The sequence below is a fragment of the Streptomyces sp. NPDC093064 genome (genome assembly GCF_044754605.1).
GTDB lineage: Bacteria > Actinomycetota > Actinomycetes > Streptomycetales > Streptomycetaceae > Streptomyces.
The window spans coordinates 44,469-61,573 of sequence record NZ_JBIVPK010000046.1; the positions used below are offsets into that span (position 1 = coordinate 44,469).

Annotated in this window: 20 protein-coding genes and 2 pseudogenes; 14 read left to right on the plus strand and 8 right to left on the minus strand. The window is 67.7% G+C overall.

What is annotated here, in order from left to right; all coding sequences use genetic code 11:
- Window positions 1–43: 43 nt before the first annotated feature.
- Window positions 44–625, plus strand: coding sequence for a transposase (locus ACIQFZ_RS34685; protein WP_383135156.1), 582 nt, complete (start codon window positions 44–46; stop codon window positions 623–625).
- Here the strand turns inward: ACIQFZ_RS34685 and ACIQFZ_RS34690 are convergent.
- Window positions 552–1,109, minus strand: a complete 558-nt coding sequence (locus ACIQFZ_RS34690) for a hypothetical protein (protein WP_402693072.1) — start codon at window positions 1,107–1,109, stop codon at window positions 552–554. The genes ACIQFZ_RS34685 and ACIQFZ_RS34690 overlap by 74 nt on opposite strands.
- A gap of 661 nt (window positions 1,110–1,770) precedes the next feature.
- Here ACIQFZ_RS34690 and ACIQFZ_RS34695 point away from each other — a divergent pair.
- Window positions 1,771–3,066 carry an ISAs1 family transposase gene (locus tag ACIQFZ_RS34695; protein WP_402693073.1) on the plus strand — a complete coding sequence of 432 codons (1,296 nt, stop codon included), beginning with the start codon at window positions 1,771–1,773 and terminating at the stop codon, window positions 3,064–3,066.
- A 350-nt stretch (window positions 3,067–3,416) separates the two neighbouring features.
- Here ACIQFZ_RS34695 and ACIQFZ_RS34700 read toward each other — a convergent pair.
- Window positions 3,417–3,575, minus strand: a pseudogene (locus tag ACIQFZ_RS34700) (IS1380 family transposase); the annotation flags it as partial.
- Window positions 3,576–3,930: 355 nt separating this feature from the next.
- On the opposite strand from ACIQFZ_RS34700, the gene ACIQFZ_RS34705 reads away from it, so the two are divergent.
- Window positions 3,931–4,848 (plus strand): NADP-dependent oxidoreductase, encoded by a 918-nt coding sequence (locus ACIQFZ_RS34705; protein WP_376654271.1) that lies wholly within the window; start codon window positions 3,931–3,933, stop codon window positions 4,846–4,848.
- On the opposite strand, the gene ACIQFZ_RS34710 is transcribed toward ACIQFZ_RS34705, so the two are convergent.
- Window positions 4,829–5,095: a hypothetical protein gene (locus ACIQFZ_RS34710; RefSeq protein WP_376654272.1), complete on the minus strand. Its 267-nt coding sequence runs from the start codon at window positions 5,093–5,095 to the stop codon at window positions 4,829–4,831. The genes ACIQFZ_RS34705 and ACIQFZ_RS34710 overlap by 20 nt on opposite strands.
- Window positions 5,079–5,711: a hypothetical protein gene (locus ACIQFZ_RS34715; protein ID WP_402693074.1), complete on the minus strand. Its 633-nt coding sequence runs from the start codon at window positions 5,709–5,711 to the stop codon at window positions 5,079–5,081. The genes ACIQFZ_RS34710 and ACIQFZ_RS34715 overlap by 17 nt, the downstream gene beginning before the upstream one ends.
- A 480-nt stretch (window positions 5,712–6,191) precedes the next feature.
- Between ACIQFZ_RS34715 and ACIQFZ_RS34720 the strand changes: the two genes are divergently transcribed.
- From ACIQFZ_RS34720 to ACIQFZ_RS34730, 3 genes are all read left to right on the plus strand, one after another.
- Window positions 6,192–7,010, plus strand: a complete 819-nt coding sequence (locus ACIQFZ_RS34720) for a lysozyme (protein WP_402693075.1) — start codon at window positions 6,192–6,194, stop codon at window positions 7,008–7,010.
- A gap of 59 nt (window positions 7,011–7,069) precedes the next feature.
- Window positions 7,070–7,276 (plus strand): hypothetical protein, encoded by a 207-nt coding sequence (locus ACIQFZ_RS34725; protein ID WP_402693076.1) that lies wholly within the window; start codon window positions 7,070–7,072, stop codon window positions 7,274–7,276.
- Between the two features lie 436 nt (window positions 7,277–7,712).
- Window positions 7,713–7,871: a hypothetical protein gene (locus tag ACIQFZ_RS34730; protein WP_402693077.1), complete on the plus strand. Its 159-nt coding sequence runs from the start codon at window positions 7,713–7,715 to the stop codon at window positions 7,869–7,871.
- On the opposite strand, the pseudogene ACIQFZ_RS34735 reads toward ACIQFZ_RS34730, so the two are convergent.
- Window positions 7,854–8,216: pseudogene (locus ACIQFZ_RS34735) on the minus strand (transposase); the annotation flags it as partial. The gene ACIQFZ_RS34730 and the pseudogene ACIQFZ_RS34735 sit on opposite strands and share 18 nt — an antisense overlap.
- A 440-nt stretch (window positions 8,217–8,656) precedes the next feature.
- On the opposite strand from ACIQFZ_RS34735, the gene ACIQFZ_RS34740 reads away from it, so the two are divergent.
- From ACIQFZ_RS34740 to ACIQFZ_RS34765, 6 genes are all read left to right on the plus strand, one after another.
- Window positions 8,657–9,115, plus strand: coding sequence for a hypothetical protein (locus ACIQFZ_RS34740; protein WP_365434452.1), 459 nt, complete (start codon window positions 8,657–8,659; stop codon window positions 9,113–9,115).
- A gap of 64 nt (window positions 9,116–9,179) precedes the next feature.
- Entirely contained in the window at window positions 9,180–9,929 is a 750-nt protein-coding gene (locus tag ACIQFZ_RS34745; protein ID WP_365434449.1) for an ATP-binding cassette domain-containing protein, read from the plus strand.
- Window positions 9,920–11,236 carry a hypothetical protein gene (locus tag ACIQFZ_RS34750; RefSeq protein WP_402693078.1) on the plus strand — a complete coding sequence of 439 codons (1,317 nt, stop codon included), beginning with the start codon at window positions 9,920–9,922 and terminating at the stop codon, window positions 11,234–11,236. The genes ACIQFZ_RS34745 and ACIQFZ_RS34750 overlap by 10 nt, the downstream gene beginning before the upstream one ends.
- A gap of 4 nt (window positions 11,237–11,240) precedes the next feature.
- Window positions 11,241–11,831, plus strand: coding sequence for a hypothetical protein (locus ACIQFZ_RS34755; RefSeq protein ID WP_376654276.1), 591 nt, complete (start codon window positions 11,241–11,243; stop codon window positions 11,829–11,831).
- A gap of 614 nt (window positions 11,832–12,445) precedes the next feature.
- Window positions 12,446–12,634 carry an ATP-binding protein gene (locus tag ACIQFZ_RS34760; protein ID WP_402693079.1) on the plus strand — a complete coding sequence of 63 codons (189 nt, stop codon included), beginning with the start codon at window positions 12,446–12,448 and terminating at the stop codon, window positions 12,632–12,634.
- Window positions 12,624–13,427: a hypothetical protein gene (locus tag ACIQFZ_RS34765; RefSeq protein WP_402693080.1), complete on the plus strand. Its 804-nt coding sequence runs from the start codon at window positions 12,624–12,626 to the stop codon at window positions 13,425–13,427. The genes ACIQFZ_RS34760 and ACIQFZ_RS34765 overlap by 11 nt, the downstream gene beginning before the upstream one ends.
- Here the strand turns inward: ACIQFZ_RS34765 and ACIQFZ_RS34770 are convergent.
- Window positions 13,396–13,926 (minus strand): GNAT family N-acetyltransferase, encoded by a 531-nt coding sequence (locus ACIQFZ_RS34770; RefSeq protein WP_376654750.1) that lies wholly within the window; start codon window positions 13,924–13,926, stop codon window positions 13,396–13,398. The two genes, ACIQFZ_RS34765 and ACIQFZ_RS34770, sit on opposite strands and share 32 nt — an antisense overlap.
- Window positions 13,927–14,088: 162 nt before the next feature.
- Window positions 14,089–14,427, minus strand: coding sequence for a hypothetical protein (locus ACIQFZ_RS34775; RefSeq protein ID WP_402693081.1), 339 nt, complete (start codon window positions 14,425–14,427; stop codon window positions 14,089–14,091).
- 370 nt (window positions 14,428–14,797) lie between these two features.
- Here ACIQFZ_RS34775 and ACIQFZ_RS34780 point away from each other — a divergent pair, with 370 nt between their 5' ends.
- Complete coding sequence (locus tag ACIQFZ_RS34780; protein WP_402693082.1) at window positions 14,798–15,316, plus strand: GNAT family N-acetyltransferase; 519 nt, start codon at window positions 14,798–14,800, stop codon at window positions 15,314–15,316.
- Between the two features lie 185 nt (window positions 15,317–15,501).
- On the opposite strand, the gene ACIQFZ_RS34785 is transcribed toward ACIQFZ_RS34780, so the two are convergent.
- A complete protein-coding gene (locus ACIQFZ_RS34785; RefSeq protein WP_402693083.1) occupies window positions 15,502–16,284 on the minus strand; it encodes a hypothetical protein in 783 nt (260 codons plus the stop codon).
- Between the two features lie 233 nt (window positions 16,285–16,517).
- Between ACIQFZ_RS34785 and ACIQFZ_RS34790 the strand changes: the two genes are divergently transcribed.
- Entirely contained in the window at window positions 16,518–16,985 is a 468-nt protein-coding gene (locus ACIQFZ_RS34790; RefSeq protein WP_402693084.1) for a hypothetical protein, read from the plus strand.
- The last annotated feature ends 120 nt before the right edge of the window (window positions 16,986–17,105 follow it).

Consider the following 17,105-nt stretch of genomic DNA (forward strand, 5'->3'; position numbering starts at 1 on the left):
CAGGTGGCGGGAGCACGGCCTGGTCAAGGAGTTCCACGACCGGCTGCGCGGCCGGGCCCGCGAGGCCGAAGACCGGGATCAGGAGCCAACCGCGGCGGTCATCGACTCGCAGTCGGTCAAGGGCGCCGCCTCGGTGGCCGCCGCTTCACGCGGCTATGACGGCGGCAAGAAAATCAACGGAAGGTGCCGGCACGTCATCACGGACTGCCTGGGCCTGCTGCTGATGGTGCTGGTGTGTGCCGCCGACGTCACCGACCGCCAGGCCGCCCGCGTCATGCTGCCCCGCCTGCGAGCACGGTTCCACAAGATCACGCTGGTGTGGGCCGACGGCGGCTACACCGGCCGCCTGGTCACCTGGGCGAAGGAGAAACTCCAGCTCACGCTGCAGATCGTCAAACGCAGCGATGACATGAAGGGGTTCGTGGTACTCCCGAGAAGGTGGGTAGTAGAGCGCACGCTGGGGTGGCTGATGCGCTCGCGCCGCCTGGTGCGGGACTTCGAGACACTGCCCGCCAGCAGCGAGGCGTTCATCTACTTCTCGCAGGCCATGCTCATGAGCCGTCGCCTCGCCCGCCCGGCTTCCCGGCGGCGGCAGGAACAGGCACGGTGGGCTGCCGCGGCGTGAACCGTCCGGACGGCGACACGGCCAGCCAGCCCCGTTCGGCCAGGCGCCTCGTCTTGGACCGCACCCCCTCGATCTTCGCCGGCACCAACTCCAGCCCCAGCCCGGACGCGATCTCCCTCGCCGAAACCCCCTCACCGCCTTCCAGGCCGGACTCCACCAGATCCACGATCCGCCGGTAATCCGGCGCGAGCGCCTCGACTGTCATCCCCTCCCCGTAGTGCGGCACGATCGACCCCGCGACCGGGACCCTCACCGCTTTGGCCGCCGGCACCGGCTCCGGCGCCTCCTGCACGCCCGTATCCGCCGCAGCACCGGGGGCGGCCCGGGCCTCGGCCAGCTCCACCCGAGCGATCGCCCGGCGTTCCAACACCGCCTCGGCCACGGCGAGTTCGGACAGGATCCGGTCCGCCTCCGTCTGAAGCTCCTCCGCCCGCACCCGGGCAGCGGCCTCCCGCTCTTCCAGCAAACCCATCACCGACGCCACCGGCCACCTCCGCATCGTCGAGGACGAACTGATCGCCCGAACGCTCCCACGACGACACCGGAACCATGCCTGAACAGCGGAAACTCAGTGATCACATCCGGTAGGACAACGGCTTCTTACTTGATGAGCCATTGGACAGCCCACCTCAAGAAAGCGCGAGGTTAACTACTGGCCGGCGAGTAGACGGGCGATCTCGTCCTCCTCAGCCCGCTGCCTGGCGAACCGCTCCCTCAGCCTGTCCTCATTACGAGGCACCGGCGGCTCCTGCTTCCGCTGAGGCGTGAAAGCGACCGCATACGCTTCGAAACCCTTACTCGCGCCCCACTCTTCCCGCTCCATTGCCTCCTCGTGCCGCTCCCGCGAGTCTTCTCGCCCACGCGCCCAGACCCGGACGCGGTACACACGCGATGAGTCCAGATCAATGGCCGGCTCACCCGGCTTGATGCGCTGACCGAACACCTCAACCGGTTCGGGCGCAGGTGAGGCGGGGCCGTTCATGGTGTCGCACGCGAACATCCGACCTGCATAAACCAGGGCCCCGGCGTTTGCCTGACTCGTCCGAACTTGGGTCGGTTGATGTTGGCAGCGAACCCCAGAAGCAGGCGAACACGGCTCCTGTGGATCATGGAGTTCTCTACGCTTCAAGATCCACGAAGGTGCCGTGTTCGTCCCGCCATCATCCCCCATCACTGCTCCCGTGTGTCCCGCACCCCGTCTGGAAGCCCTGCGTGAGGGTGCCGCGCGGGATCAAGTCCGCAGCCTGGTCGCCGGGTTCGAATCGCTCACTGATCCGCGCGGAACCAGCGGGGTGCGCTACCGGCTTTCCTCCCTGTTGGCCCTGGTGGTCTGCGCGATGACTCCCGCGGGCCACGACTCGCTCACCGCGGCAGCGGAGTGGTGCCGGCGCGCAACCCCCGAGGAACTGGCCGCCTTCGGCCTGCCCTACCACCCACTCCTGGGCCGCTACCGGGTGCCGAGCGAGAAGACCTTGCGCAGCGTGTTGGGCCGCCTCGATCCAGCCGAGCTCAGCGCGGCCGGGTACGCCTACCTGACATCCTTGCTCCCCGACAAGTCCGCAACTCCCACACCGGTGATGCCCGACGGCGGCCCAGAGCGCGAACAGCGCCGGGCTCACCGGGCTGCCGCCCGGGCAGATCCGCCGCGCCGAAGGCGCCAGGCGATCGCGGTGGACGGCAAGTGCCTGCGTGGCGCCAGGCGCCCTGACGGCAGCCGGGTCTTCGTGCTCTCCGCGGTCCGCCACAGCGACGGCATCACCCTCGCCTCGCGTGAGATCGGCGCGAAGACGAACGAAATCCCCGAGTTCCAGCCCCTGCTCGACCAGATCGACAACGCCGACCTTGCCGGGGCGGTCATCACCGCCGATGCCCTCCACGCTCAGCACGCCCACGCCGCCTACCTGCACGAACGCGGCGCCCACTACCTCCTCACGATCAAGAACAACCAGCGCGGTCAGGCCCGCCAACTCCACCGGCTGCCCTGGAAAGAGGTCCCCGTGATCCACCGTGACGACACCCGTGGCCACGGCCGCAACGAACAGCGTCGCGTGCAGGTCGTCACCGTGGACGGCCTGCTCTTCCCGCACGCCCGTCAGGTCCTGCGCATCCAGCGCAGACGCCGCCTGTACGGGGCGAAGAAGTGGTCCAGCGAGACCGTCTACGCCATCACCGACCTGCCCGCCGAGCAGGCCGACGCGGCCGAGATCGCCGCCTGGGCTCGCGGGCACTGGACCGTGGAGAACACCGTGCACTGGGTGCGTGATGTCGTCTTCGGCGAGGACAAGTCCCAGGTCAGGACTCGCAATACGCCCGCCGTGCTCGCCGCCGTCCGCGACCTGATCCGCAGCACGCTCAAGCTCGCCGGGTACGTCAACACCGCCGCCGGACGCCGAGCCCACACCGAACGGCACCGCGTCCATGCCCTCTACGGCATCACATGATCAACCGGGACATCCGAGGCAAACGCCGGGGCCCTGGCATAAACGGGTGCATAGGACTTGGTAGCCACCATCTGCCAGCCATCGCCTGGCACCGGCTCCTCGCCTTCTGCTGCGACCGCCAGCACGACGGGTGCCCGGTGCGTCTGAACGCGCGAGACCACGATGATCTGGCCCGGTACCACAATGACGGGCTCGGGGGTGGAGAAATCCCCCTGCGTCTCTACCGGCTCGAAACCGGGGTCCTGCATCTCGCCGATGCTGAAATACGAGTATTCAATTTCCGCGATTCCCGCATGGCCGATCTCCACGAAGCTCATCCCTCCACCCGACGCGCCATACATCATGACTCTCCCGGCCAGGGCCCAGACATGTTCACGGACGTGGGCTCGGGCCTGGCGGATCGCGGTCAGCGCGCGCTTCCCACTCATGGCAAGCGTGCTGACCAGGCGAGAGACGGTTGAGCCGGAGGCCACTGGCCCGAATACCACCGGCTCGGCCCTCAGCATGGCGGACCGGCGGCTTCCGAAGCGGCAGGAGCACGCCGTGCGATCAAGCCGAGGAGCAGTGACCATGCCAGTGTGCACACGCGACTGGACCAGCATCGACCGGAACCGGATGACAGTTGCCCCCTCCAACCGACACGAACAACGCGATCACCGACTCTTCCGCGATGGGCGGAGCAGATGCGGCAGTGGTGGACCTGTGCCGGGGCAGCGGTGAGCCGGTTCGAAGCGGCGCTTGACAACGATGTCCTCGCTCCACACCTGTGCCGATCAGCGGGGTAAGACGCCGAGGTCTGACACCACTAACACTCATGAACCGTAGGCGCCGTGCGGGCGAGGACTGATACAGAGAGGTGTCCAAATGAAAGCGATCGCGGTGACGGACCAGGCCGCAGGAACGGCCGGGATGACGCTGACGGAGCGGCCCGAGCCGGAGCCGGCCATAAACGATGTCGTCGTTCAGATTCATGCGTCGGGATTCGTCCCGACCGAGATGGCGTGGCCCTCGACCTGGACCGATCGCCTTGACCGCGACCGAACACCGTCGATCCCAGGACATGAGCTGGCCGGAGTGGTCACCGCCCTCGGCTACGGCACGACGGGTCTCTCGGTGGGACAGCGCGTGTTCGGCCTCACCGACTGGCATCGCGACGGCACCCTCGCCGAGTACGCGGCCGTCGAGGCACGCAACCTCGCGCCACTGCCGGGCGACGTCGACTTCACCGTGGGCGCCAGCCTTCCGATCTCAGGCCTCACCGCGTGGCAGGGACTCTTCCAGCACGGCCACCTCCAGGCGGGGCAGAGCGTCCTCGCGCACGGCGCGGCCGGCGCAGTCGGGACGATGGTGACGCAACTCGCACGAGAGGCCGGCGCCTACGTCATCGGCACCGGACGTGCCGCTGACCGTCAGAAGGCACTCGGCTTCGGCGCAATGGAGTTCGTCGACCTCGACGACGACACCCTGAAAGACGTCGGCAAAGTCGACCTGGTCTTCGACGTCATCGGCGGCGACATCCAGAAGCGATCCGCAGGCCTGATCCGGGCTGGAGGAACACTGGTAACCGTCGTTGGGGCGCCTGAGGCGCGGCCCGCCCACGGCCTGGCGATCGACTTCGTTGTCGAGTCCGATCGTGCCCAACTGGGTGAGATCGTCCAGCGGGTGCGGGACGGACGATTGCGCACGAACATCGGCTACGTCGCGACCCTCGACGATGCCGTCGCCGCCCTCAACCCGACCGAGCGACGCCAGGGGAAGACGATCATCCGCGTTTGTCCGTGAGGACTCGGGCGGCGGGCCCGGCGAACGAGGGCGGCGCCTCCACGGCGATCTGGGTGTCGTCGCGGATCGCGTCCCAGGGAATGCGGCCCGAGCGGCGGGCCATGCCGACGTACTCGCACATTCGCTTGTAGTCGCGCTCGGTCTTGGCGAGCACGCCGTCGCTGAGGAGCACGTAGTAGAGCTGGCGCAGGGAGACGGGAAGGTGGTCTCGGTAGCGGTCCAGGACGGCGTCAACCGCGGTGATCACGCGGAGGCACGATGAACCGGTCGCGGGCGTTGCGCGCCGCCAGGAACAGCTCCACGATCTCCCGGTCCGAAGCCCGCTCGCCCTTCCTGCGCGGGACCTTCACCCGGTGACGCGGCCGCATCCGGTACCCCGTCGCCTCCACGCCGCGGGCCTCGGGCGGCAACTCCCAGTCCCCGGCCACCTCGTAGAGCTGGGACATCGCGCGCGCGGGCACGGCCTTCACGCTGATGCCGTGCAGCAGGAACTGCCGCACCCCAGTCAGGACGTTCTCGATCCGGGCCGGCTGCCGGACGGCCTCCGCACCCGGTCCCGGCAGCACCAACCCCCACCCCGACGGCTGGTCGACGCCGGTCGCCTCCTTTGAGCCGAACTTCAACCAGACCAGGAACAGCCCAAGGTCCTCCGCCGTCACCCGCCAATCGCGGCCGGTCCGCTCGCACCAGCACAGGTACAGGGCGACATGCCCGGCGTACGTACGCGTCGTCAGCTCCGCCTGGTCTCGGCCGAACCGCATGTGCCGCAAGAACACGTCCGCCTCCGGCACCACCACGAAGTCCTCGTCCACCACCGTCCAGTACCGAACGCCGGACGGCAGCCTCACAGGAAAGGCCCGCAAGGGTCTCCTCCGATCTCATCTGCAACGTGTCGCAACGATCACGACAGCCCCGGAGATGCGGGGAAGATCCCGGTCTCACCCCATGCAATGCATCGTCACACCACGCTCGCGGACGCCCAGGAGAACGACGTACAGCACGGGTCTCGTCGTGCCTGGCCCCCCTCGTCGAGGGCTCGTGGCCGGAGAACAGCCTGTCCGTCACCAAGTTCAGGCAGTGGCGTCATTCGAGAAACGCTGCTGCTTGAAGTGAACGAAGCCAGGGACGCGTGCGAAAGATGGGCCGTGCCGCATTCGCACGACGTCGTCAGGCGTCGCTGCTGTGGAGTGGCGGCATCGTCTCCTTCCACTGCACGGGGATGACACATGTTCACGTCATCACGCTCCCGGCGGGTCGACCTTGATCCGCTCTCCCTCCGTGCGACCGTGGGGCATGCGCGCATTTCCCCCCACCGAGCACCACCCAATTATCGGAGGCACGTCATGCCCGTGCACAGATCCGGAACGGCCCGCGTAGGTCGGCTGACCGTCACGGGAGCCCTGCTCGCAGCGTTCTCGGTCCTCTGCACCGCACCCTCCTCGGCCGACACCACCCCCGCCCGTGGCTCCGCCTACATGGGCATGGGTGTCCTGGCGCACGACGGCCGCAGCGGCACGCCCGCCACCAGGAAGGCCACCAAGACCGAAGGCGTCGACGTCAGCTCCTACGAGGGCAACGTCGCCTGGTCGACGCTGTGGAACAGCGGCGTGAAGTGGGCGTACACGAAGGCCACCGAGGGGACGTACTACACGAACTCCTCCTTCAAGCAGCAGTACAACGGCTCGTACAACGTCGGCATGATCCGCGGCGCGTACCACTTCGCCACCCCGGACACCAGCAGCGGTGCCACGCAGGCCAATTACTTCGTCGACCACGGCGGCAGCTGGTCCCGCAACAGCAAGACCCTGCCGGGCGTCCTCGACATCGAGTGGAACCCCTACGGCGCCACCTGCTACGGCAAGTCGGCGAGCTCGATGGTCAGCTGGATCGCCGACTTCCTCAAGACCTACAAGGCCCGCACGGGCCGGGAAGCCGTGATCTACACGGCCACCAGCTGGTGGACCCAGTGCACCGGCAACTACGGCGGCTTCGCCAGCAAGAATCCCCTGTGGATCGCCCGCTACGCCTCGACCGCCGGCACGCTGCCGGCCGGCTGGGGTTACTACACCATGTGGCAGTACACCTCGTCCGGCCCGACCGTCGGCGACCACGACAGGTTCAACGGGGCGCTGGACCGGGTGAAGGCGCTCGCCAACGGCTGATTCGTCCTTGCCGGCCGCCGGTAGGACCTTTCGCGCCCCCCTTCACCGCGGATGGGACTGTGAGGCTGCGGGGTGTCCGGGTCTCGAACAACCTGACCTTCGAAGGAGCCGTCCTGAACGCAGCACCCGGCGGTGACGGCACGGTCCTGGCCGGCCTCTTGATGCAGGTGGCCGACTTCGACTTCACCCTCGCCCGACCGCCGTCCAGCACCGTGGACGTGCGGGGCGCGCAGGAGTCGTACCTCCACGACAACGAGCACAGCTGACCGGACGTGGTGGAGCCGGACGGCTTCGTCTACGGCTCCATCAAGGCGGTCGAGGTGGGCGAACGACGGGAGGCGATGGGGCGTCGACACTCTGTGGCATACCGAGTGGAGTGGATACGACGCAGCCCCGGCTACAACCCACAGCCCTATGAGCAGTTGACGAGCTGGTACCGGAAGGCCGGCCACGACGACGATGCCCGCCGGGTGCTCTTGGCCAAGCAGCGTCACCGCCGCAGCACGCTGCATCCGGCGGCGCGGGCGTGGGGGGCACCTGCTCGACGTCACCGTCGGCTACGGCTACCGCCCCTGGCTTGCCGGCGTTCGGCTCCTCGCGCTGACTTTGCTGGGCACGCTGTCCTTCGGCGCTCACTCACCCAACCCGGTCCAACGAGGGCAAGGCGCCCCCTTCCAGCCCCTCGTCCACACACTCGACCTCTTGATCCCCATTGGTGGCCTGGGGCAGCGCGCGGCCTGGTACTGGTCGAACGTCAGCCTCCAGTGGCTGGCTTACCTGCTGATCGCCTTCGGCTGGGTGCTGACGACCGCCGTCATCGCGGGTGTCACCCGCACTCTGCAACTAGCGGGCGACAGCTGAGTTCAGGCGTCGCCAGCAGATGAGTGCGCATCCGAGGGTGAGGAAGGCTTCGTGGATGTCGTCGCGTATCTCCCAGCGGATCCGCAGGCGGCGGAACCAGTGCATGTGGGCGAACGCGCGCTCCACGACCCAGCGTTAGGTTCCAAGCCCGGAGCCGTGGTCGGTGCCCCGGCGGGCGATCAGCGGCTTCACACCGAGGTTCCGGACCAGACGACGGTACTTGTCGTGGTCGTAGCCACGGTCGCCCAGCACCACGTCCGGACGTCGCCGGGGTCGGCCACGCTTGCCCCGCACCGGCGGAACGGCTTCAAGCAGCGGGACGAGCTCGGTGACGAGTTCCTCGTTCACTACACCGCGCTCGACGTGGGGCTGGCCGATCGTCAGCGGCATGGAGGATGGCATCTGCCGCCACCTCATGGCGGCCGCCTCGCCATCACCGGCGCCTGATGGGCCTCTCAGGGGCCTGAGCCGTCCTCAAACTCCGTGCCCTGTACAGCCACGGCAACATCGACGCCTACGGGGCATTCCATCTCGGACAGGAGCGCCGACGCGTCCACCAGGCCCGCTACTGACAGCTTCACACTCGGCGCTGATCAACAAGTTCCTGTGAAGCAACTACCCATGTTTGAGCGCAAGTTGATTACAAGTGTATCAAGTTCGCCAGAAAGCGCTTCCGTGTGGTCTGGACCACGGGGGAGGCTTGGGCGCCCCCTCCGGGCCGTACTCCCGGAAGGGGCGGCGAGGCCGATCGGCCTCGCAAACGCCATCACACCTAGGAGTGATCCATGCGTTCTTCTCGCAGCATATGCAAGACCGCGGCGGTTGTGGCCTGTGCCGCCGTGCTGCCGCTCGTCGTCGCACCCGCCGCGTTTGCCGTGGGGGAGGGGGGAGTCTCGGTACAGGCCATCGACAGCTACCTCAAGGGCGTGCGGCCCGGCTTCCAGTCCAGCAAGACCGACATCGCGACAGCCCCGACGATCATCGACTTCTTCGACTGCAAAACCTCGGACCACGGTTATGTCACCGAGTCGACCAAGGTTCAGCTGATCAACTACAACTACACCTCCCCGAACGAGTATTGGGAGACAAAGACCTTCACCGCCTGCTTCAGCGGAGGCCAGTCCCACGGAGAGTGGACCGGGCGCAAGGGCAATGACCTCATGTTCCAGATCAAGGCGGTGAACTCAAGCACGACTAGCGGCAGCGGACCGACGCTGAACGTGACACGCGTCCACATGTGGTGATTTGAGGTATGTCAGGGCCCGCACCGAGCCGGTGCGGGCTACCCCCCATCAGAGAGCACGCACCATGCCCATCGGCTTCCACTCGGCCGCGTTCGGCTATCGCCGCCGCAGTCCGGTCATCCAGGACTTCACCTTCGCCTTCCCGCCCGGCCGGACCGTGTTCCTCGGCCCCAACGGCGCCGGCAAGTCGACGGTCCTGTCCCTGGCTGCTTCAGTGCTGCGCCCGCAGTCCGGCACCGTCGCGTACGGCAGGCGGAGGAGTGACCGGCGCGGCGACCTTGCCGAATACCGCCGGCGCATTGCCTGGCTGCCCCAGCACATCGAGTCGGTTCCCCGGCTGACCGCCCGCGAACAGGTGGCCTATGTCGGCTGGCTGAAAGGCATGAATCGCCGAGACGCCTGGGACGCCTCTCTCGGCGCTCTCCAGCGAGTCGAACTCGCCGACTTCGCCGACCGGAAGGTCCGCCGGATGTCCGGCGGGCAGCAGCGCCGGGTCGGCGTCGCGCAGTCACTGGTGCACGAGGCCGAAGTCCTTCTGCTCGACGAGCCGACCGCCGGCATGGACCCGCGCCAGCGACGCGTCTTCCACGAGATCCTCGGCGGACTCGACCAGCATGTACTGCTCTCCACTCACGATGTCGCCGATCTGGAGGACACCTACGACCACGTCGTCGTGCTCAACGGCGGCACCGTCCGCTTCGCCGGTGCGGTACGCGAGTTCCATGCCCTGGCCCCGCACGGCACCGCGCCGGGCCGCCTCGCGGAAGCCGCCTACTACGTCACTGTCCAGGAGGAGGGGGCCGCATGCGCATAGCAACAGCACTGCGGACCACCAGCGTCGCCTGGGTCGCTCCTCTGGTCTTCGCGTGGGTGTGGCTCGTCAGCAGTCATGAGGCCGCGAACGCACCGGCCTACTGGGCCGGCAACACTGCTCTGGTCGGGCACACCCTCCCTTTCTACGCCCCCGCCTGCGCCGCCTTCGCGGCTTGGGAGGCCGGGCGGCTGAGGAGGGCAGAGGTCCATCGGCTGGCGCCCGTGCGAGGCAGATACGCGATTGCGATCAGCGCACTGTGGCCCGTGGCACTCCTCGGAGTGGCGGCGGTCGTGGTGTGCCTGCTGACCGTGCGCCTGGCGACCGGCGCGGCACATGACTGGCCGCACCTGGGCGTGCTGGCCATGGCCGGGTACCTCATCACCGTCCACACCGTCCTCGGCTACGGGCTCGGCATGCTGCTGCCGCGCGTTCTGGCCACACCACTGATTCTCGTCGTCGACTACCTGTGCCTCGTGATGCCCGTCACGATCGTCGACCCGATGTGGCTGCGGGAACTCACCGGATGGCTCGACGCCCCCTACGGGGACCTCACCACCACCACGAACCCGGTGGCACTCGCCGTACCGATGGTGCTGGCCACGGGCATCCTGGCCGCTGTCCTGGTCAGTGCCGAGATCGCCCGGTGGCGTCGCCACCGCGTCGTACGCGTCGGCGCCGCAACTGCCGCATCCGTGATCTGCCTGAGCGTGTTCACGGTCTCAGCCATACTGCCCGTGCGCGACTGGAATGGTGACCCGCCGCTGCACCCCCGCACCGACCCGCCCGTGTGCACGGGCGATTCCCCCAGGATCTGCGTCCCCGTAGAGGCGGCCGACAGCCTGAAGCCGCTGACCGATGCCGCGAAAGAGGTCGTGCCGCGCCTCGTCGACGCAGGCCTGGGGCCGCCGAAGGAACTCGCGTTCGTCTCCGAGGCAGCCGACATCGATACGCAGACGTGGAGACTGTTCCTCTACCGGGATATGGGCGACGTGGACATGAAGGCAAGCATCGCGGCGTCGGCGCTGCCACCAATCCCGCCGTGTCCCGACACGTCCGACGTCCGAAGCGGCCATGCGGGCACGCTCGCGGCCTGGCTCATGGTCACGGCCGGCATGAGCGTTGACGAGATCCAGAGCCAGCACGGTCAGAAGTTGGCCGCCGACCCCCAAGTGATGACCGTCGTGGACAGAGAAACGAAGCTGCCTCCTGACCACCAACTGGCGTGGTTCACGCGCAACGTCACGTTGCTTCAGCAGTGCAAACCTGCTCCAGAGACCATGCCGACCGTCGTCAAGACGGAAGAGTGATCCGATGCGCATGTGGCTGAGAACGCGACGGATCCCGGTCCTCGCCGCCGCTCTCGCGGCTTACGCCGCGCTGACCGCGGCAGCCGGTGACACGCTGGTCAATCTTCCTTCCCTGGGCAGCGACGCCGCCCGACCCCTGGTTCTCTTCGCCCCGCTCCTCGCCTGCATGGGGCTCGCGCTCTCCCTCAGCAGCAGGCTCCCCGCCGCCGAGGCGTCGGGCAGTCGTCCCGTTTCCCGCTTCGACCAGGCACTGGTCCTGGCCACCGTCCTGACCACGGTCGCCGTGGCGCACACCGTCACTGTGCTCCTCGACGCCCAGACTGCGAACACCGCCGGCCGCAACACCGCGTTCCTGGTCGGGCTGACGCTCTGCGCCCGCCGGATAGCGGGTCATCAGGTGGCCGCCATCACTCCCATCGCATGGGTGATCACGATGATGCTCATCGGCAACTCGGGCGGCAACGGTCAGGCTCATCCGTGGACGGTCATCCTCATGCCCCCGGACCACACACCTGCCGCACTCACAGCCACCGTGATGCTGGCCCTCGGCATAGCCTCGGCCCCGGCCGCCCCGATGCTCCGCGACGCGAGCTGAGTCGGAAACGCTCTCCGGGAAGGCTTGACATCCATCGCCCCTTTCCGCGTTCGAATCGCCCCGAGTCGAATGGAGACAAGACGCACGCAAGGTGTTGCGGATGCTGCTCGACTTCTTCTTCCAGCCAAAGAAGTAAGCCGCCGCTCACCCGCCGGAAGTGCTCCATGAGGGAGATGGGCGCCAGCTGTGGGCTGGCTCCCTCACCTTGAAAGGCCGTCAGGTCTCCGGAAGATCTGTCCCTTGGTAGGCCGCGCTGGGAGGCCAGGAGCTGCCTCCCGTATGTCGGCATGGAAGCAGAGCGCCGCGCTAAAGCGTGTTGCAGAAGGCTGTGATCAGGCGGCCTGAGCTGGGTTGTTGGCGTGTCTGGTCATGCGGTGAGGGCGAGGTTGTGCATGCGGGCGACGGCCTGGACGGCGTGGTGGAGGCCGTCGCCGTGTTGCGGCGGGTTGGGGCTCATAGAAGGTTCCGTCGCGGAGCATCGCGAACAGGACGTCGGCCCGTCCTGGATGGCTGTTCGCCGCGGATCGATGAGCTTGGCTACCTCCCGCTGCCTGAGCACGGCGCCTCGGCCTTGTTCCAGGTGATCAACCAGAGGTATCTGATCGTCCACGATCTTGAGTACGAATGTCGATATTGCTGACTGGGCCTCGGCGTTCGGCGACGCGACCGTCGCAGCGGCGATGCTGGACCGGCTTCTGCACCGAGCGGCGGTGGTCGGCATCGACGGTCCCTCCTACCGGCTCCGCCACCACCAATCCCGCGCCGAGACCATTCGTCAGGGAGTGAACGCCCGTGTCTCCTGAACTCGATTACAGCAGCACGAAGTTGGAGCGAACCTGCTCCGAGTGCGGTGCCGGCTTCACGGTCGAGTCCGTGGCCAGCCGCCGCAAGTACTGCTCGCCGATCTGCCGGGAAATCGGATGCGCTCACCGGCCCAAGAAGCGGGTCTGTCCCCAGTGCGGCGAGGAGTTCACCACCGACCTGAGCCGGAAGCGGATCTACTGCTCGGCCGAGTGCCGCACCGCCTCCCGGGCGGCTCAGACCGAGACCCGCACCTGCCCTGTCTGCGAGGACCCCTTCCTGGCGGGGAAGACCGTCCGCACCGTCTACTGCTCGATCGTCTGCCGGCGGGAGGCCGAGCATCGCCGAGACCAGGCCTTGGATGACGAGCGGGCCCGCCGACTCGGCCCGGCAGCCCCGGCTCCCAGCGCGCCGCCGGTCCGGATTGAGCTCCCCTCGCCGCCGGTCCGGTCCAGTCAGAAGCAGCCCGCCCAGGTCCGCGCGACCCGCTGGAGCCGACCGCGACCCGGAACTGCCCTGCCAGCAGCCGGTCACCATCGTCGCGCTGCTGGCCACCCCGGAGGCCGTGAGGCCGAACATGCCGTTCCGCACCGACGTCGTCCCGCTGCGGAGGACCCCGTGACCGACCGGTTCAAGCTCGACAACATCACCACCAGCGACCTGATCCCTAAGATCGACCAGTCTTCCGGACCTACTACGCGGATGACGCCAGTTGACCCTCACCCGATCATGCTGACCCCGACGGCCGGCAGGACCAGCCGCGTCACCGTCCGTCGCTCAGCAGCGAGTACATGAACATGTCCCGACGCTCAGCCCCGACCTGCTGCCAACTCCTCATCAGGCCCTCGCGTTGGAAACCGACGCGCTCCGCGGATCGCCAGGAGGGGCTGTTCCACGGCTCCACATAGAGCTCCAACCGGGGAATGCGCAGTTCCCGCCGGGCCCAGCCGACAACTGCCTCAAGCGCGGTCCCGGCAGCACCCCGGCCTCGCGCCGACTTGACGACCCAGTAGCCAAGCGACGCGCGGCCCTGCCCCAGGTCCCTGAGCCACAGCCCCACGTTGCCGACCGGCTCACCGTCAGGGCTGACAATGACGAACGGATACCCAGCCCTGGTGCTTGCCCGCCCCCACTGCCGCTCGACGAACGCGACGCCTTCCGCCTCGGAGAACGGCGACGGCACCGTCGTGATCAACGGAATGTGATCGTCCTCTGACGCTTCACGGACGAGGTCAAGGTCCGACATACGCCACGGTCGCAGCGTGAAACCCTCACGAGCAGTGAGTTCGGGCACGTCAAGTGGTTGCTCCATCCACTCATCCTGCCGTGATCCGCGTCCAGCCGCACTCAGGTATTCGACCACGCTCCGCGCTCGTCGCTCCCCAGACTCCCCACTTGCTTCGAGACCGGACGAACTGGAGCGAAGAGCAAAGCTGAGGGAAATTGCTGACCCTCATCACCCCGCGATGGGGACGAAGCCGTACGCGACGAACTCACCCGGCGGGCGGGCGGGTACGTCCAGGCCGACGTCGACGCCTTCTCGCCCACGCCCTGACCACGCACCTCGGGCACTACCGCGACCCGGCCGCCCGCGAGGCCGCCGCCGGTCCTCGCGCACGCCGCGCTGCTCGCCGAACTCGCCCGCCTGGTCCCCGGCGCCGACGTCGACCAGCTGGCGTTCGCGGCCCGGATCGCCACCACCGAACCCGAAGCCGCCGGCGCCCTCGCCGCGTTCCTCGCCCGCGTCCGGTCGTAGCGCAGCATTCGCACGGCCGCTCCGGCGAGTCGGCCTCACACTCCGCCGTACCCCAGACCCCAGCACCCCGGGAGACAGACCTGTGAAGGACCTGGAGGACTGGGGCCAGAAATGCCCGGAACACCTTTGATGTCTGGGAGGTAGGGAGGCTGTTCCTCAGGCAGACGCATTGCTGGGAAGTGACCTGGGAGCCTGGAAGGGAGCTGGTGTCCCGTCGCAGATGATCTGGTCCGTGGCTGCGGCTCTGACCTGCAGCGACCAGATGACGTGAGACGGTCCGAAGATCCAGATCTCAGGGCAAGTGGTTTCTGGACGCGTGCTCTCTCGGGGTCTCAACGGATCTGGTCCAGCGAAGGCGGATCGGATCGGGTGCAGGTCAGCCAGTGCGGCCTGGACGGAGGATGGCCCTATGGTCCATCAGATCGACGTACCCCAACCCGACGATGCTGCAGCCATGGGCCGGGTGCAGTTGAGGGCCTGGCTCCAGACCTACCTCAACGAGGGAGCAGGGATCGATGAGGCGTGGATGATCCACGAGCACCGCGGGTCCGCTGTGACCGCGGAGGGTATTGCCCAGTGGCGAGAGTTCATCGAGGAGACCGTGCGGCAGCCGGATCTGCTGTTCTGCCGTGTCGTTCGTTCCGGGGCGGAGATCGTCGGGTTCCTCTGCGGGCGCCGAGACGAGGTGGTCACCCTCGGGCCGATGTATCTGTTGAACGAAGCCCAAGGCCAAGGCACCGGCGGTCGGCCGATGGGCAAGTTCCTGGCGTGGGCGCAGGACACTCCCATGCGCCTGTGGGTGACCGATTACAACGAGAGGGCGATCCGCTTCTACGAGCGGTACGGATTCAGGACCACTGGTGAGCGTGAGCTCTGGCGAGGCAAGCTGCCCAACGTGCGCATGGCCCGTGATGTCCCTTCTCATTAGATCTTGCAGAAGGCGGACTGCTGACCTGGGGTGTGACAGGTAGGAGTGGGATTTCCGCCGGGGCTGTAGGGGTGCTTGTGAGGTCGTGTCGGCGATGCTGGGCGTGTGTCCGGTGGATCATGGCGACGCTGATGCGTCCTGAGCTGGGCAGTGTCAGGACGGTGAGATGGCTGCGTCCAGAGTTCTCACCGAAGGTGGCTGTTTCCGGGGCAGGTCAAGGGACAGGGTGCTGGACAGCCCTGGAGCCGGTCTGGCTCCTGGCCGTGCAGCCAGATCCGCAGCGGACCGACCGGCTCGAAGCCATGGCGGATGGCGGCCGCCAGGTCCTCGCCCTGCTCGTAGCCGACCACCGGCAGGGTGGGGAACAGTCTGTTCACGGCGTCCAGTACAACCGGCCAGGCAGCGTCAGGACCGCCGTCCAGCGCGAAGACATTGGAGATTCCGACCACCTGGTCACTGCAACTCGCCACCGCTCCGGCGACCACACGGCAATCGGCGGACTGTCCAGCGAGCACGAAGGTAGCTGGGTCGTCGAGTAGTTCGGGCCGGAAGAGGTCCGCGTTGCCGTCCCTGTCGTCCCAGGCGAGCGCCCAGGCGCGCAGCGTGTCCGGATCGCCCGCCACGTCCCAGGAAAGATCCGGCGCCAGGGCGGGCGCACTTGCCGGGCGGTGGATCCACTGCGCGTCGAACAGCACCTGGAAGCCGGCCGCCGTCAGGTCGAGGTCGGCGAAGCTGTCCTTGACGGAGGCGCCGGGTGCGACGGTGTCGATCCGGGACACCAGCGCGGCTCGGTCGGCGCCCGGCACCAGCGTCACCGCGTCGGGGTAATACAGCGGCGTGCGAGACGGAGCGGCCCAGGCATGTGCCCCGAACTCGCCCGTCAGGCCGTGCGATCGGCTCATCGTCGCGCACCACTCGGCGTTGTTGCGGGCGGCGGCCCGGACCAGGAACTGCTTCGGAGTCGTCACGAGTGCGGATCATGACGACTCTGGCCCGGCCCGTCGAACGATTTTCTGCTGCCCGCAAGAGGGACGCTCCGCCCGAAAGCCCGTCAGTCAGCCCCTGAGGAATTACGGGCTCGTCGACAAGGACATCTGATCGGGAGCGATACCAAGACGCCGTGCCGCCTCGCCGCGATGCGCCGCGTATGTGAACAGCTGGGCTGGGCCTATCGACTGGCGGCTGTCGTAAGGTCGCGTGCATGTCGAGGACCACACCGTCGCGCCCGCTCGAAGTCGAGGCGCTGTTCCCGGAGCTGTCGGCCTACCGGGGCACCACCACCCGGCTCCATCCGCGCCCGGGCCGACCGGACGCGGCGGACAGTTCCGTGGGCGGTCCGCTGCTGTGGCCGGCGGACGAACCCTGGCCGGTGTGCACCGAGTCTCACAGCCACGCGCGTGGCCGACGCCCGGCGGACATCCACCGGCAGCGGCAGATCCTGGCTTCCGCATGGCTCCGTGAACCGGACTCCGGCCCCACGGACGAGGAACGGCGGCTGTTGGAGCAACTGGAGCAGGAACACCGCGTTCAAGAAGCTGCTGCGAACGATCCACTGGACGTGTGCTCCCGGATCGACGCCTGGGAAGAAGCGCTGGAAGAGGAGGCCGAGCAGTCGGCGGACGACGATGCAGCCGTGCCGGTGGGCTACCAGTGGGGGCTTCACCCTTGATCGTGGACACCGGTTGTTATGCGGCGGTGGCCAGCGTAGTTGATCGCTGTTCGTAAGTGATCGGGCTGATCTGGCCGAGGCGGGAGTGCCTTCGTCTGGTGTTGTAGCGAGTTGCCCATC